Origin of the sequence: Pseudomonas sp. PDM03, from assembly GCF_014852385.1 — a bacterium.
Lineage (GTDB): Bacteria > Pseudomonadota > Gammaproteobacteria > Pseudomonadales > Pseudomonadaceae > Aquipseudomonas > Aquipseudomonas migulae.
Map to the genome: position 1 here is coordinate 162056 of NZ_JACVBM010000014.1, position 15733 is coordinate 177788.

At 58.1% G+C, this 15733-nt stretch carries 16 protein-coding genes; 9 read left to right on the forward strand and 7 right to left on the reverse strand.

Features of this window, described 5'->3' with window-relative positions:
* Window positions 1-83: 83 nt before the first annotated feature.
* The 3 genes from IB254_RS19605 to IB254_RS19615 all read left to right on the forward strand — a co-directional run bounded on the left by IB254_RS19605 (window position 84) and on the right by IB254_RS19615 (window position 2780).
* The gene (locus IB254_RS19605) at window positions 84-1526 is read left to right on the forward strand and encodes a cytochrome ubiquinol oxidase subunit I (protein ID WP_192418922.1); all 1443 of its coding nucleotides are present in this window, start codon (window positions 84-86) and stop codon (window positions 1524-1526) included.
* Window positions 1527-1529: 3 nt separating this feature from the next.
* On the forward strand, window positions 1530-2537 hold the full coding sequence (cydB, locus tag IB254_RS19610; protein ID WP_192418924.1) for a cytochrome d ubiquinol oxidase subunit II: 1008 nt from the start codon (window positions 1530-1532) through the stop codon (window positions 2535-2537).
* Between the two features lie 75 nt (window positions 2538-2612).
* Window positions 2613-2780 carry a DUF2474 domain-containing protein gene (locus IB254_RS19615; RefSeq protein ID WP_192418926.1) on the forward strand — a complete coding sequence of 56 codons (168 nt, stop codon included), beginning with the start codon at window positions 2613-2615 and terminating at the stop codon, window positions 2778-2780.
* A 78-nt stretch (window positions 2781-2858) separates the two neighbouring features.
* Here IB254_RS19615 and IB254_RS19620 read toward each other — a convergent pair whose 3' ends face one another.
* A complete protein-coding gene (locus IB254_RS19620) occupies window positions 2859-3983 on the reverse strand; it encodes a methyltransferase (RefSeq protein ID WP_192418928.1) in 1125 nt (374 codons plus the stop codon).
* 150 nt (window positions 3984-4133) lie between these two features.
* Window positions 4134-4865 (reverse strand): helix-turn-helix transcriptional regulator, encoded by a 732-nt coding sequence (locus IB254_RS19625; protein WP_192418967.1) that lies wholly within the window; start codon window positions 4863-4865, stop codon window positions 4134-4136.
* A 336-nt stretch (window positions 4866-5201) separates the two neighbouring features.
* Between IB254_RS19625 and IB254_RS19630 the strand changes: the two genes are divergently transcribed.
* The gene (locus IB254_RS19630; protein WP_192418930.1) at window positions 5202-5978 is read left to right on the forward strand and encodes a ferredoxin--NADP reductase; all 777 of its coding nucleotides are present in this window, start codon (window positions 5202-5204) and stop codon (window positions 5976-5978) included.
* A gap of 44 nt (window positions 5979-6022) precedes the next feature.
* Here IB254_RS19630 and mscL read toward each other — a convergent pair whose 3' ends face one another.
* The gene (mscL, locus tag IB254_RS19635) at window positions 6023-6439 is read right to left on the reverse strand and encodes a large-conductance mechanosensitive channel protein MscL (protein WP_008040320.1); all 417 of its coding nucleotides are present in this window, start codon (window positions 6437-6439) and stop codon (window positions 6023-6025) included.
* A 646-nt stretch (window positions 6440-7085) separates the two neighbouring features.
* Between mscL and radA the strand changes: the two genes are divergently transcribed.
* The gene (gene radA, locus IB254_RS19640; protein WP_008028888.1) at window positions 7086-8453 is read left to right on the forward strand and encodes a DNA repair protein RadA; all 1368 of its coding nucleotides are present in this window, start codon (window positions 7086-7088) and stop codon (window positions 8451-8453) included.
* 132 nt (window positions 8454-8585) lie between these two features.
* Here radA and IB254_RS19645 read toward each other — a convergent pair whose 3' ends face one another.
* Window positions 8586-8954, reverse strand: a complete 369-nt coding sequence (locus tag IB254_RS19645) for a PilZ domain-containing protein (RefSeq protein WP_192418933.1) — start codon at window positions 8952-8954, stop codon at window positions 8586-8588.
* Between the two features lie 158 nt (window positions 8955-9112).
* Between IB254_RS19645 and IB254_RS19650 the strand changes: the two genes are divergently transcribed.
* The 3 genes from IB254_RS19650 to yjiA all read left to right on the forward strand — a co-directional run bounded on the left by IB254_RS19650 (window position 9113) and on the right by yjiA (window position 12525).
* Window positions 9113-11179 (forward strand): carbon starvation CstA family protein, encoded by a 2067-nt coding sequence (locus IB254_RS19650; protein WP_192418935.1) that lies wholly within the window; start codon window positions 9113-9115, stop codon window positions 11177-11179.
* 14 nt (window positions 11180-11193) lie between these two features.
* Entirely contained in the window at window positions 11194-11391 is a 198-nt protein-coding gene (locus tag IB254_RS19655; RefSeq protein WP_007895266.1) for a YbdD/YjiX family protein, read from the forward strand.
* A 162-nt stretch (window positions 11392-11553) separates the two neighbouring features.
* A complete protein-coding gene (gene yjiA / locus IB254_RS19660) occupies window positions 11554-12525 on the forward strand; it encodes a GTPase (protein WP_192418937.1) in 972 nt (323 codons plus the stop codon).
* A gap of 95 nt (window positions 12526-12620) precedes the next feature.
* Here yjiA and IB254_RS19665 read toward each other — a convergent pair whose 3' ends face one another.
* From IB254_RS19665 to IB254_RS19675, 3 genes are read right to left on the reverse strand one after another with little or no spacing between them, the layout of a single operon-like run.
* Window positions 12621-13310 (reverse strand): GntR family transcriptional regulator, encoded by a 690-nt coding sequence (locus tag IB254_RS19665; protein WP_192418939.1) that lies wholly within the window; start codon window positions 13308-13310, stop codon window positions 12621-12623.
* Between the two features lie 25 nt (window positions 13311-13335).
* Complete coding sequence (locus IB254_RS19670; RefSeq protein ID WP_008040325.1) at window positions 13336-14040, reverse strand: FadR/GntR family transcriptional regulator; 705 nt, start codon at window positions 14038-14040, stop codon at window positions 13336-13338.
* Window positions 14041-14092: 52 nt separating this feature from the next.
* On the reverse strand, window positions 14093-15406 hold the full coding sequence (locus IB254_RS19675; protein ID WP_192418941.1) for a C4-dicarboxylate transporter DctA: 1314 nt from the start codon (window positions 15404-15406) through the stop codon (window positions 14093-14095).
* Between IB254_RS19675 and IB254_RS29525 the strand changes: the two genes are divergently transcribed.
* Window positions 15405-15725 carry a hypothetical protein gene (locus tag IB254_RS29525; protein WP_225602423.1) on the forward strand — a complete coding sequence of 107 codons (321 nt, stop codon included), beginning with the start codon at window positions 15405-15407 and terminating at the stop codon, window positions 15723-15725. The genes IB254_RS19675 and IB254_RS29525 overlap by 2 nt on opposite strands.
* The last annotated feature ends 8 nt before the right edge of the window (window positions 15726-15733 follow it).

The window sequence follows — 15733 nt, forward strand, 5'->3', positions numbered from 1 at the left end:
CAAATTCGCCACACTCCTATTCGTGGGGGCCGTGGGTGTAGGCCGCAAGCCTTCAGCCGGTATTACCTGACAGAGGAAGACTTATGTTCGGTTTGGAGGCGCTTGATCTCGCCCGAATTCAGTTCGCGTTCACCATCTCGTTCCACATCCTGTTCCCGGCCATCACCATTGGTCTGGCGAGTTACCTGGCGGTACTCGAAGGCCTGTGGCTGAAAACCAATAACGACACCTATCGCGATCTGTACCACTTCTGGTCGAAGATCTTTGCCGTCAACTTCGGCATGGGCGTGGTCTCCGGGCTGGTCATGGCCTACCAGTTCGGCACCAACTGGAGCCGTTTTTCGGACTTCGCCGGTTCCGTCACCGGGCCGTTGCTGACGTACGAAGTACTGACTGCGTTCTTCCTTGAAGCCGGTTTCCTTGGGGTCATGCTGTTCGGCTGGAACAAGGTCGGGCGCAATCTGCACTTCTTCGCCACGGTCATGGTCGCCATCGGCACGCTGATCTCGACCTTCTGGATTCTTGCGTCCAACAGCTGGATGCAGACCCCGCAGGGCTTCGAAATCGTCAACGGCCAGGTCATTCCAACCGACTGGCTGGCGGTGATCTTCAACCCGTCGTTCCCGTACCGCCTGATGCACATGGCGACGGCCGCGTTTGTCGCGACCGCATTCTTCGTCGGTTCCTCGGCGGCCTGGCATTTGCTGCGCGGCAAGGACAACCCGGCGATCCGTACCATGCTCTCGATGGCCATGTGGATGGCCTTGATCGTCGCGCCGATTCAGGCGGTCATCGGTGACTTCCACGGTCTCAATACGTTGAAGCATCAACCGGCGAAAATCGCCGCGATCGAAGGCCACTGGGAAAACCACGGCGATGAACCGACCCCGCTGATCCTGTTCGGCTGGCCGGACATGAAAGAAGAGAGGACCAAGTTCGCCGTCGAGATTCCGTACCTGGGCAGCCTGATCCTCACGCACTCGCTGGACCAACAGGTGCCGGCGCTCAAGGAGTTCCCGCCGGAAGACCGGCCGAATTCGACCATCGTGTTCTGGTCGTTCCGGATCATGGTCGGCTTGGGAATGCTGATGATCTTTACCGGTCTGTGGAGCCTGTGGCTGCGCAAAAGCGACAAGCTGTATACCTCGCGACCGTTCCTGTACCTGGCATTGTGGATGGGGCCGTCCGGCCTGATCGCGATCCTCGCCGGCTGGTTTACCACTGAAATCGGTCGTCAGCCTTGGGTCGTCTACGGCCTGATGCGCACGGCGGACGCGTCCTCCAATCACAGCTTCATGCAGATGAGCATCACGCTGATCCTGTTCGTCGTGGTCTATTTCGCGCTGTTCGGTGCCGGTCTGGGCTACATGATGCGCCTGGTGCGCAAAGGGCCGAAGATCGACGAAGGCAAGGAAACCAACGACGGTGGTCCCGGCCAGAAACGCACACCGGCGCGTCCCCTGTCTGCGGCTGACGATGATGGCGCCGAAAACGACCACAGTCCCAGCCTGACCAAGGAGATTTGAGTCATGGGTATTGATCTTCCGCTGATCTGGGCCGTGATCATCATCTTCGGCATCATGATGTACGTGGTCATGGACGGCTTCGACCTGGGCATCGGGATTCTCTTCCCGTTCATCCCGGGCAAGACCGACCGTGACGTAATGATGAACACCGTCGCACCGGTCTGGGACGGTAATGAAACCTGGCTGGTGCTGGGCGGTGCGGCGTTGTTCGGCGCCTTCCCACTGGCGTATTCGGTGGTGCTCTCGGCGCTGTACCTGCCGCTGATTTTCATGCTGATAGGGCTGATCTTTCGCGGCGTGGCGTTCGAGTTCCGCTTCAAGGCCAAGGACGACAAGCGCCACCTCTGGGACAAGGCGTTCATTGGTGGCTCCATCGCTGCGACCTTCTTCCAGGGCGTCGCGCTGGGTGCGTTCATCGATGGGCTGCCGGTGGTCAACCGTCAGTTCGCCGGCGGGTCACTGGATTGGCTGACACCGTTCACGATGTTCTGCGGCGTGGCGTTGGTGGTGGCTTATGCGCTGCTCGGTTGCACTTGGCTGATCATGAAAACCGAAGGCAAGTTGCAGGAGCAGATGCACAACCTGGCGCGGCCGCTGGCGTTCTTGGTGCTGGCGGTGATTGGTATCGTCAGCATCTGGACGCCGCTGGCTCACGCGGAAATCGCTGCGCGCTGGTTCACGTTGCCGAATCTGTTCTGGTTCCTGCCGGTGCCGATTCTGGTGTTGGTGACCATGTACGGCTTGATCCGCGCCGTAGCTCGCAATGCGCACTACACGCCGTTCCTGCTGACGCTGGTGCTGATCTTCCTCGGCTACAGCGGTCTGGGCATCAGCCTGTGGCCGAACATCGTGCCGCCGTCGATCTCGATCTGGGACGCCGCCGCACCGCCGCAAAGCCAGGGCTTCATGCTGGTCGGCACCTTGTTCATCATCCCGTTCATCCTGGGTTACACCTTCTGGAGCTACTACGTGTTCCGCGGCAAGGTCACCCATGAAGATGGTTACCACTAATCCTGTAGGAGCAAGCTTGCTCGCGATGGCGTCATCACTGACGCCATCAACCTTGAAGAGGAGGGTTGGAACGCCATGACTGGTAAACACACTTTGGAAGAAATCCAGGCGGCAGAGAAAAAGCCGCTCTGGCAGCGGCTCGGCTGGCTGGCGATGATCTGGACTGGCAGCGTGGTGGCGCTGTTCATCGTTGCGAGCCTGATGCGCATGTTCATGAATGCCGCAGGCCTGTCGACCCACTGAATTCGCAAAATCCCATCCCGGCGCCTTGCGGCCCGGATTTACAACCCTCCTGCGCTGGAGGGTTTTTTTTGCCCGGGATTATTTTCGGGCTTTGAGGATCACGAACTTCGGCGTGGCGGCCACTTGTTCGACGCCACGGAACAACCGCGCCAGTTTGCTGTGATAACCCAGATGACGGTTGCCGACGATGTACAGCGCGCCGCCTACTACCAGCGCTTCGCGCGCTTGCTGGAACATCCGCCAGGCGAGGAAGTCGCCCACGACTTGTTGCTGGTGAAACGGGGGGTTGCACAGCACCACGTCCAGTGACTGCGGTTCCTGTCCGGCCAGACCATCCCCGGCACGCACGATCACGTCTCGCTCACCCAGCGCCGCGCGCCAGTTTTCGGCGGCCGATTGCACGGCCATGAAGGATTCGTCCACCAGCGTGTAGTGCGCCTGCGGGTTTTGCAGAGCGCTGGCAATGGCCAAAACGCCGTTACCGCAGCCCAGATCAGCGACCCGTGCCGCGCCGAGGTTTGTCGGCAAGTGCGGCAAAAAGGCTCGGGTACCGATATCCAACCCTTCGCGACAGAACACATTGGCGTGGTTGAGCAGTTCAATCGCCGGCGCATCGAGCCGATAGCGGGACGGGTAGGGCGACGTCGCGGGAGCTTTGGCTTCAGCGGTGGCCATCAACAGCCGAGCCTTTTTCACCGCCAGCGAGGCTTGAACCGGACCGATGTAGCGCTCCAGCAAATCCCCGGCGGCGCGTGGCAGATGCTTGATCATGGCGCCGGCAATCACTTGGGCTCCGGGCGCCAATTGGCTTTGCAGACGGATCAATTGCTCCTCCAGCAAGGCCAGGGTTTTCGGCACGCGGATCAGGACTCGATCAAACGGGCCGCTAAACGCTTCGCTGGCAGGCACGCGAGGCACGGCATCAAATGCCTGAGCGTTACGGATCAGATTTTTTTCCAGGCCCTGAAAGGCCAGGAACGAGTCGCCGCTGCTGGTCACCTGAACCTTGCCCGCGAGGCTGGCGGCCAATGCGCCAAAGCTGTCGTTGAGCACCAAAACGCGCGTATCCGGAGCCGGTTGTTGTTCGGCCAGGTGATTGAGCAGGTATTCGTCGGCGGCATCGAACGCTTGCAGCGGTTCGTTCTGCTGTTCTGGCTGGCGGATCAGGTCGAGGCGGGCGAAAGGTGTTTCGAGCAAAGGCATGGGGCGGGGCTCTGGGTAAATCAACGGGTATCCCGCGGCCCAGGGGCGTTGTAGCGGGCGAGACCGTCCAAGTGCACTGCGTCGTGAAGGTTCACACGTCAACACTCAGGAGGAATCGCAAATGGTACGTTACTCGCAGGTTTTAATCGATCAACGTGTCGAGGTGCTTTTGAGGTGACCGGCCTTGATCGCGGCGATGATCGCGGCAATCTTGTTGCTGACCCCGAGTTTCAAAATCACGCTTTGAATGTGGAAATGGATGGTCCGTGCGCTCAGGTTGAGAATTCGCGCGCTTTCTTCAGCCGTCTTGCCGGCTGCCGCCAGTTCCAATACGTCGATTTCCCGTGGAGATAAATGTGGAGCGGGTGGTTTCAGCATTTTCTTGGGCAACGATTGTGCGATCAACGCATGAAGATGACGGCACATGAACACCGAAAAACCGAGGTTTTCATACAGCTCCAGGGCCGTAATCGGGCAATGGCTCCTTGCCAGGCTCAGAATACTGCACAGGCCGCTCTCTTCGTCATGCAGCGATTGTGACCAGCCGTGCTGCAAACCATGCGTTTCCAGGGCCTCCCACAGGGAAGGAATCTTGGAGAAAAGCGTTTCGCTCCACATAATGGGCAGCATTGAGTGATTGCAATGAGCTACTACTGGGTCCACCGAGCTTAAGTTTTTCTGTTCATAATACTTGTTCCAGATGGTTGGGTAATTGTTGTGTCGGATAGTGTTGAGCTGGTTGTTTTTTGTTTGATAAGTGGTTGAAAAAGCGAAAAATTTAAACCCGATATTTTTCGCGAATTCAAGTGCGATCGGGTACGCGGCATCAATATGCTTCGTGCTCGATAGTTGGTTGAGTTGTGACTCCTTCCACCGCTCCATCATGTATCTCCATTTTACAATCTGCCGGGGTGCTGATTGGATCCGAAATCCTGCACGAAGCGAGTGTAGGACGAATCCTACATAAAAGTGAGATTTTTTGGCTTTACTGCGTTTTAAAAAATAAATATCAAGTTCTAATGGAGTTTTTAAAAATACGGCGGGTTTTGAATGTTGAGTTTAATTTCATTGGTCGTTTTATTAACTGAATGGTACGTCAAAAAAGATCAAATACTATTTGTAATGTTCAGGTTGATAATTAAAGGCACTACAAATCGTCGGTGTTTGTTTTTCCCGCTTTGCGGGACACTGGATGCTATCCGTTGAATGGAGCGCCCCATGACTGCCAGTGCAGAAAAATTCACGCGCCAGACCTTGCTCGACGTCAAGCCATTGACTCCGAACCTGTTCACCCTGCGTACGACGCGGGATCCGGGTTTTCGTTTTCGTGCAGGGCAATTCGCCCGGCTGGGCGTGACCAAGGCTGACGGCAGCGTTGTGTGGCGTGCCTATTCCATGGTGTCTTCGCCTTATGACGAATTCCTCGAATTCTTTTCCATCGTGGTGCCGGGGGGCGAGTTCACCAGTGAGCTGAGTCGGCTGGGCGTCGACGATACGCTGCTGGTCGACCGCCAGGCCTTTGGATACCTGACGCTTGATCGCTTCATCGATGGGCGGGATCTCTGGTTGTTATCCACCGGCACGGGCGTGGCGCCGTTTCTGTCGATCCTGCAGGACTTCGAGGTCTGGGAGAAGTTCGAGCGAATCATCCTGGTCTACAGCGTGCGCGAAGCCCGGGAGCTGGCGTATCAGGAACTGATCGCGGAATTGATGCAGCGTGACTATCTGGCCGAGTACGCGCACAAGTTTCAGTACATTGCCACCGTCACCCGCGAACAGCATCCAGGTGCCTTGAATGGCCGGATCACCACCTTGATCGAGAGTGGCGAACTGGAGCGGGCGGCGGGCGTGGCAATGACGTCCGAGCATTCGCGGGTCATGCTGTGTGGTAACCCGCAGATGATCGATGACACGCGAAAACTGCTGAAACAGCGTGACATGCACTTGAGTCTCAGCCGACGCCCTGGGCACGTGGCGGTGGAAAACTATTGGTAAAAAAAAACGGCGCCACGAAGGCGCCGTTTTTTATCTGCATCAGATTATTCAGGCCGATTATTCTGGGCCTTCAACAGATCGCGAATCTCACCCAACAGCTCTTCTTCCTTGGTAGGAACCGGCGGCAGGGTGGGCGCAACGGCTTCTTCGCGCTTCAAGCGATTGATGGCTTTGACGCCCATGAAAATCGCGAACGCGACGATGATGAAGTCGATCATGCTCTGGATGAATTTGCCGTACGCCAGCACCACTGCGGGGGCGTCGCCGCTGGCGGCCTTGAGCGTAATGGCGAGATCACTGAAATCCACCCCACCGATCAGCAGGCCGATTGGCGGCATGACCACGTCGCCGACAAACGACGAAACGATCTTGCCGAAGGCGGCACCGATGATGATACCGACGGCCATGTCGACCACGTTGCCTTTTACCGCGAAGGCCTTGAACTCATTTAGCACGCCCATAGGTTATTTCCTTGTTACAGATGAGGTTGGTAACGCAGTGTAAATCAGCCAAATGGTTCTTGCCCGAAACAACTGCTGGTATCGCAAGCTTGCTATCGACCGGTTTGACGGTAAAAAGTTTTCAAAATGCCATCATTGATGTGTAGGTCTGAGCCTTCCAGGCGTGAGCCCTCCATCTAAAGGGTGTTGTTCGTCATTCAGTCGGTTGTGCTGATCAGCGATGGATGTGGCGGTTATCATTAAAATTGTGTGCGTCTCAGGAGTGACTTATTAAGTGTAGTGGGAGTGTGCGCAATAAGTTTTACAGTGCTGTATTTCAGGTGTCAGTTCTCGGCTAAGAAAATAGTGGTCGGAAAAACAAATGGAGCAGGGTGTCGTAAGGCCATCGATTTGATTCTCTGTATTAAATTATTTGTTTTTGGATGATGTTGTACATTATTTTTTTAGAGTGCTATGGCGTGTATAGGTTTGTGGGGGGGTTAATTTTTACAATATTATTTGAGTGGTGCGTTGTACAAGTTGTTCCAGTTGCAACACTTTAGGTGTCTCGAGAACCGAATAAGTTTTAACAGAACTCCATTGGGCAACTCCGTCGCACTGATCCAGCCCAGCTGAGCTATCATCGCGGTTTTTGCCGGGAGTTCAGATGGCCAAGGCCAAGCGCATGTACGGCTGCACCGAGTGCGGCTCAACCTTCCCCAAGTGGGCCGGCCAGTGCGGCGAGTGTGGGGCCTGGAACACCTTGACCGAAACCATGGTCGAGAGCGGCGGTGCCGCAGCCCCCAGCGGTCGCACCGGCTGGACCGGCCAACAGGCACAGATCAAGACCCTGGCCGAAGTCAGCGTCGAAGAAATACCGCGCTTTTCCACCGCCTCCAGTGAACTCGATCGCGTCCTGGGTGGCGGGCTGGTGGACGGTTCGGTGGTACTGATCGGCGGTGATCCGGGCATCGGCAAATCAACCATCCTCCTGCAAACCTTGTGCAACCTCGCCAAGAGCATGCCGGCGTTGTACGTCACGGGCGAAGAGTCCCAGCAGCAAGTGGCCATGCGCGCCCGACGCCTGGGATTACCGCAGGATCAACTGCGGGTCATGACTGAAACCTGCATCGAAACCATTATCGCCACCGCCCGGGTCGAAAAGCCCAAGGTCATGGTGATCGACTCGATTCAGACGATTTTCACTGAACAGCTGCAATCGGCACCGGGCGGCGTGTCCCAGGTGCGGGAGAGCGCGGCCTTGCTGGTGCGTTATGCCAAACAAAGTGGCACAGCGATTTTCCTGGTTGGTCACGTAACTAAAGAAGGTGCGCTGGCCGGTCCGCGCGTGCTGGAGCACATGGTCGATACCGTGCTGTATTTCGAGGGCGAATCCGACGGACGCTTGCGCTTGCTGCGGGCGGTGAAGAACCGTTTTGGCGCGGTCAACGAACTGGGCGTGTTCGGCATGACCGACAAGGGGTTGAAAGAAGTCTCCAACCCTTCGGCGATTTTTCTCACTCGTGCACAGGAAGAAGTCCCGGGCAGTGTGGTCATGGCAACGTGGGAAGGCACCCGACCGATGCTGGTGGAAGTTCAGGCATTGGTGGATGACAGCCATCTGGCCAACCCGCGTCGGGTCACGTTGGGGCTGGATCAGAACCGACTGGCGATGTTGCTGGCGGTTCTGCATCGACACGGCGGTATTCCGACCCACGACCAGGACGTGTTCCTCAACGTGGTGGGCGGCGTGAAGGTGTTGGAAACCGCTTCCGACCTGGCGCTGATGGCGGCGGTCATGTCCAGTTTGCGCAACCGGCCATTGCCCCATGACCTGCTGGTGTTCGGCGAAGTCGGTTTGTCTGGCGAAGTGCGTCCGGTGCCGAGTGGGCAGGAACGCTTGAAAGAGGCCGCCAAGCACGGCTTCAAACGGGCCATCGTGCCCAAGGGCAATGCGCCGAAGGAGTCTCCGCCGGGATTGCAGATTATTGCCGTGACCCGCCTCGAACAGGCCCTCGACGCACTCTTCGAATAACCTGCCAGATAGAACACCGATCCTGTGGGAGCGAGCCTGCTCGCGATAACGGACTGTCAGTCAACATCATCGTTGAATGTTAAACAGCTATCGCGAGCAGGCTCACTCCCACATTGGATTGGTGTCGGGTTTTCAGACTTCGATCAGGGCGCCCAATTCGCGCTCCAGTTCCTCGGGGTCCCCCAGGTTGAACTCGATCAATCGCCGCAGGCACGCAATGGAATCCAGGCTGATGTATCGGCAAACGAAGCCCAAATGGCGAGGATCGTCGTGCGTCAGTTGCACGTCCATCTTGATGTCAACGTCGTTGCTGAGATGAATGTCGACGGAAAAGATCTTTTCCGGGTTGCCCAGCCATGGCTCGGGCCGCTCGATCAGCAATCCCTTGAGCGACAAGTCAATCAGCTTCACTGGCCAGATGAATTCCCCTTGGCAAAGCTCGGTTCGGGCATCGAACGCAATACGTTTGAAGCGGCGGCGATTGGCAGGGTGTTCGCTCATGGCTTATTCCTCTTGATGTCCGCTGACTATAGACCCGCATTGTCAAAGCCTGCCAGCTGACACAGGCGTCTAGACCAATGTCGGGTATGGCCTTTGCCGTCAGGAGAGCTAAACTCGGGGTGGCTGTCTTTCTTGTCCACCCTGGCTGGAATAAAAAAATGAAAAATAATAATAGCCCGCTACGCCATCTACCCTGGCTGCTGCTGGCAATCGTCGGAGCGTGCGCCCTTGGTGTAGTGGCATTGCGCCGCGGCGAGGCAATCAACGCCTTGTGGATTGTGGTCGCTGCCGTGGCCATTTATCTGGTTGCGTACCGTTACTACAGTCTGTTCATCGCTAACAACGTGATGCAACTCGATTCGCGACGGGCCACCCCCGCCGTGCTCAACAATGATGGTCTGGACTACGTCCCTACCAACAAACACATCCTCTTCGGTCACCACTTCGCGGCCATCGCTGGCGCGGGGCCGCTGGTCGGTCCGGTGTTGGCGGCGCAGATGGGCTACTTGCCCGGCACGCTGTGGCTGATCGCCGGCGTGGTGCTGGCCGGTGCGGTTCAGGATTTCATGGTCCTGTTCATGTCCACCCGCCGCAACGGCCGTTCACTCGGTGACATGGTCCGCGAAGAAATGGGCCGCATCCCCGGCACCATCGCGCTGTTCGGCTGCTTCCTGATCATGATCATCATCCTCGCGGTGCTGGCGCTGATCGTGGTCAAAGCCCTGGCTGAAAGCCCGTGGGGCATTTTCACGGTGATGGCAACCATCCCGATCGCGATGTTCATGGGCATCTACATGCGCTACATCCGCCCGGGCCGCATCGGTGAAATCTCCATCGTCGGCGTGCTGTTGCTGCTGGGTTCGATCTGGCTCGGCGGGCAGATTGCCGCAGACCCGGTCTGGGCCAAAGCCTTCACCTTCACTGGCGTGCAGATCACCTGGATGCTGGTCGGTTACGGTTTCGTGGCCGCCTCGTTGCCAGTGTGGCTGATTCTGGCGCCGCGTGACTACCTGTCGACGTTCCTGAAAATCGGCACCATCATCGCACTGGCGATCGGCATCCTGGTCACCATGCCCGAGCTGAAAATGCCTGCGCTGACCCAGTTCATCGATGGCACCGGCCCGGTATGGAAAGGCGGTCTGTTCCCGTTCCTGTTCATCACCATCGCCTGTGGCGCGGTCTCGGGTTTCCACGCGCTGATCTCCTCCGGCACCACGCCAAAACTGCTGGATAACGAGGTCAATGCCCGTTACATCGGTTACGGCGGCATGCTGATGGAATCGTTCGTGGCCATCATGGCGATGGTTGCCGCTTCGGTGATCGAGCCAGGCGTGTATTTCGCCATGAACAGCCCGGCGGCCGTCGTCGGTGGTGACGTGGTAGCGGTTGCACAAACTGTCAGCAGCTGGGGCTTTGCAATTACTCCGGAAGCGCTGCAAGCGGTGGCCAAGGACATCGGTGAAACCACCATCCTGGCCCGCGCCGGCGGTGCGCCGACCCTGGCGGTCGGTATCGCGCAGATCCTGCACAGTGTCCTGCCGGGTGAAAACACCATGGCGTTCTGGTACCACTTTGCGATCCTGTTCGAAGCTCTGTTCATCCTGACAGCTGTAGACGCCGGTACCCGTGCCGGTCGCTTCATGTTGCAGGACTTGCTCGGCTCCTTCGTGCCGGCGCTGAAACGCACCGAATCCTGGACCGCCAACCTGATCGCCACCGCCGGTTGTGTGGCGATGTGGGGCTGGTTGCTGTATCAGGGCGTGATCGATCCGCTGGGTGGCATCAACACCTTGTGGCCGTTGTTCGGTATCTCCAACCAGATGCTGGCCGGTATCGCGCTGATGCTCGGCACCGTCGTGCTGATCAAAATGAAACGCCAACGCTACGTCTGGGTGACCATGCTGCCTGCGGTCTGGCTGCTGATCTGCACCACCACTGCCGGCTTCATCAAGCTGTTCGACGCCAACCCGGCGATCGGCTTCCTGTCGCTGGCCAAAAAATACAGCGATGCGCTGGCCAACGGTCAGATCCTCGCCCCGGCCAAGGACATCACCCAGATGCAACACGTGATTTTCAACGCCTACACCAACGCAACGCTGACCGCGCTGTTCCTGTTCGTGGTGTTCAGTATCCTGTTCTATGCACTCAAGGTCGGCATTGCCGCCTGGGGTAAAAAAGAGCGTACGGATAAAGAATCGCCATTCCAGGCCTTGCCCGACGCGTAATCGAGGATTGCAGCATGTTCAATGACCTGAGTCGCCTCGGTAAATACCTCGGTCAGGCCGCGCGCCTGATGGTCGGCATGCCCGACTACGACAACTACGTCGAGCATATGCAGACCAAACACCCGGACAAACCGGTGATGAGCTACGAAATGTTCTTTCGGGAACGTCAGGAAGCCCGTTACGGTGGCAAGGGTGGGCCGAAGTGCTGTTGACCCGGTTGTCGGGTTAACAGCAATCCCTGTGGGAGCTAGCCTGCTGGCGATGGCGGCTGAACATTCAACATCATTGTTGATTGACAGTCCGCCATCGCCAGCAGGCTAGCTCCCACATTTGTTTTATGTTGTTTTCTAATTTTGTAAAGCAGGAGACTCCAGTTGTCCTCTCCCATCCCCGTCACGATCCTCAGCGGCTTCCTCGGCGCCGGCAAGACCACGCTGTTGCGCCACCTGCTCAAAGCCGAGCACGGCCTGAAAATCGCCGTGATCGAAAACGAATTCAGTGACGCCGGCATCGACACCCAACTGTTGGGCGACGAGCCGGTGCAAGTGATGACGCTGTCCAACGGCTGCGTCTGCTGCACCATCCACACCGACCTGACCAAAGCGCTCTACCTGTTGCTTGAGCGGCTCGACAGTGGAGAAATCGCCTTCGACCGTCTGGTGATCGAGTGCACCGGCCTGGCGGATCCGGCACCGGTGGCGCAAACCTTCTTCATCGACGAAGAACTGCGTGAGCGTTACATCCTCGACGGCATCATCACGTTGGTCGATGCCGCGCACGCCGACGTACACCTGACACAAACCATCGCCCAGGCGCAGATTGGTTTCGCCGACCGCTTGCTGGTGAGCAAACGCGATCTGGTGGACGAACCGACCTTCACTGCGTTGAGCGAGCGCCTGACCCGTATCAACCGTCGCGCGCCGATTCGCGTGGTCGACCACGGCCAGATCGATCTGGCCGAACTGCTCGATGTGCGCGGCTTCAACCTCAATGCCGACCTGGGTGGAGGCGTGAGTTTGCGCCCGGTCAGCAAAGCGCCTTCCATCGACCGCATTTCCAGCCTGGTGCTGCGCACCGACAAGCCGCTGGATATCGACAAGCTCAGCGAGTTCATGAACGAACTGCTGGAAGAACATGGCAAGCAGTTGCTGCGCTACAAAGGCGTGCTGAACATCCTTGGCGAGCCGCGGCGCATGGTGTTTCAGGGGGTGTTGAAGTTGTATGGCTTCGACTGGGACACGGTATGGGCAGAGGGCGAGGCGCGGGAAAGCGTGATTGTGTTTATTGCCGATGAATTGCCGGAAGAAAAGATTCGCGAGGGGTTTGCGCGGGTGGCGGCGGATTGAATCGTTTCGTTCGTCAGTGATAACGCCTTCGCGGGCAAGCCTCGCTCCTACAGTCGGTGATATCCGTAGGAGCGAGGCTTGCCCGCGAAAGCGATCTAACCAGCAACACGATCCTGACTAAGCCCAAGTCCTGAGTTCAGCAATATTTCCTCAAGATCATCCAGGTGCCCGCTCAGCAGCGAGACCGCCTTCACCGCATCCCCACGCTCCACCGCATCCAGAATCGCGGAATGCACCCGCCAATCGCAATAACCCTCCACGGATACATCAAACTGCGCAATCGCCAGCGAAGTCAGTGGCACCAGGCTGCCCAGAAAATGCGCCAACGGTGCATTCCCCGCCATTTCGGCCAGCTGCAGATGAAACGCCCCCGCCAACCTGATCGCCGAGCCATGCGCGGCACATTGGCGCTCGCGATCAATCAACCCACGCAGACATTTCAAGTCCTGCGCACGGGGCTGCTGACACGCCAGCCGCACCACCGTGGTTTCGGTCAGCCGCCGCGCATGCAGCGTCTGCCGGACTTGCTCGTGATCGAGCGCAGCGACTCGGGGACGATGGTGAGTGCGCAACACGATGATCTGCTGATGGGACAACTGCGTCAGCACCCCACGCATGTCACTGCGGCGAACGCCGTACATCTGCGCCAGGCTTTCTTCGGTAAAGCGACTGGCCGCATCGATGCGTTGTTCAAGAATGGCGTCGAAGACTCGCGAGTAGAGGTCATCCGTCGGCGCGGGAAAGGGCAGGGCAACAAGAGTTTGCGCTGAAGCGAAGCTGTTCATGGCCTGTCTCCGGTTCCAAGAGGGTTCAACTGCCGAGGTTGTCGTCCGGGATATTCAATTCGATGCCCATCCGCTGGCCTTCGCGAAGAATGTGCCGACGCATTTCGGCACTCGCCAGGGCGCTGTTTTTGCTGCGGATCGCGCGCACCACGGCTTCGTTTTCTTCGAGGCGTTCGGCCAGATGCTCGGGGGAGTTGCGCAGCACCTCGGCGCTTTGCTTGAGGGCGTTGCTGGTCTGCTGTACCACGCTCTGGAAAATCGGGTTCGAGGTCAGCGTGAACAGCTCTTCGTGGAACGCGATGTAGGCGTTGACCCCGGCTTCGCTGTCGTTCGCCTCCAGAGCTTCGCGCATGTCCATCAGGGTCAGGCGCAATTGCCCGACTTCCTTGCTGCTGATCGACTGCGCCACCAGGCCGACGATAAACGGCTCAAGGGTGTAGCGCAGTTGCAGCACGTCTTCCAGGCTCGCGCCGGCCACTGCACTGTCGTGGCTTTGGCTGTCTGTCAGTTGGGCATCGAGCACCACCACGCCTTTGCCCGGCATCGAGCGCACCAGACCGAGGGTTTCCAGGACGATGACCGCCTCGCGCAGGCTCGGACGGCTGATACCCAGTTGTTCGGCCAGTTCACGTTGCCCCGGCAGCATCTCGCCGGAGCGCCATTGCCCACGTGCCAGCGCGGCACGAAGTTTTTCCACTACTGAATTTACGACGGTTGACGAGGTAATCACTGTTCGCTCCAAGTCGCGATAATGTGCCCGGCCATAGGCGGGCACACGTTGTTTAAAATTCCTGCTGGTGCGCGGGCGCGACCGGTTTTCGAGGCTGGAAGGTATAACCCACCTGACCGGAAAGCACCTTGTTTGCGCGTTGGATATCGATGTCTTTTTCCCATCGGGCGATGGCCACGGTGGCGACGCAGTTGCCGATCAGGTTGGTCAGCGCGCGGCCGATGCCCATGAACCAGTCCACCGCCAGTACCAGCACCAGACCGACCACCGGAATCGCCGGGATGGCCGTCAGTGTCGCTGCCAGAATCACCAGCGCCGAGCCGGGAATCCCGTGAGCCCCTTTGGAGGTGATCAGCGACACCAGCAAAATGGTCAGCAAATCAGTCATGGCCAACGGCGTGCCGGTGGCATTGGCGATGAACACAATGGCCAATGTCAGGTAGATCGAAAAACCGTCGAGGTTGAATGAGTAACCGGTGGGAATCACCAGCCCGACCGTTGAACTGCCGATACCCAGATGTTCGAGCTTGCGCATGATTTGCGGCAGCACGGCGTCGGACGATGCGGTGCCCATGACGATCATCAGTTCTTCGCGCAGGTATTTGAGCAGCGGCCACATGCGCAGGCCGGACAGGCGCATCACCAGGCCGAGAATCAGCGTCACGAACGCGACACACGTCAGGTAGAAAAGACCGACCAGGCTGCCCAGGTGTTGCAGGGAGTCCAGGCCATATTTGCTGGTGGTGAAGGCAATCGCGCCGAACACGCCGATCGGCGCCAGGCGCACGATCATGCCCATGATGCGGAAGATCACGTGGCTCAGCTCATTGATCAGCCGGGAAATGCCCGACGCGGCTTCTCCCACCAGGTTCAGTGCGCTGCCGAACAGCACTGAAAACAGCAGGACCTGCAGGATGTTGTTGTCGGCAAAGGCGCCGATCACCGAAGTCGGAATCAGGTCCATCAGGAACTGCGTGGTGGTGTGCATGTGCTGGCCGCGCTGGGCGATGTCGCCCATGTCGGCGGCAGACAGCTGCTCCAGATGAATGTTCGCGCCGCTGCCGATGCCGGTGCTGAAGGCGAACACCAGGCCAATCACCAGGGCGATGGTGGTCAGCACTTCAAAGTAGATCACCGATTTCAGGCCGATGCGTCCGACCTTCTTCAGGTCGCCGGCGCCGCTGATGCCGCTGACCACCACGCAGAACACGATCAGGCCGATGAGCATCTTGATCAGTTTGATGAAACCGTCGCCGAGGGGTTTGAGCTGAGCGGAGTATTCGGGAAGGGTCAGCCCGCAGACGATGCCGAGCACCAGTCCGAGAACCACTTGAAGGAAGATTGAACGCGAGCACCATCTGAGCATGGGAGGAATCCTGGTCGGTGTCCTGGCTGCCGTGCGCTGCGCGCATCAGATTCAGGACTTAATTATTGTGGTCTTACCGGTATGTCCAGTGCAGCCGCAGTCTACGCCGGATTTTTTTACGATTACAAGTGAAAACCTGAAAATTGGCATGACCGGTCTGACCAGCGAAGCTGGGTGTGTAGGAGCCGGCTTGCTGGCGATGGCGCCCAAAAGATCAATGCAAGGCTCAAGAACAAGCGCTCCAGCCAGCCGGCACCCACAAATCGCAGGCGAAAAAAAACCGGCCATCACTGGCCGGTTTTTTCTAACTACGGTTTAACGGGCGAA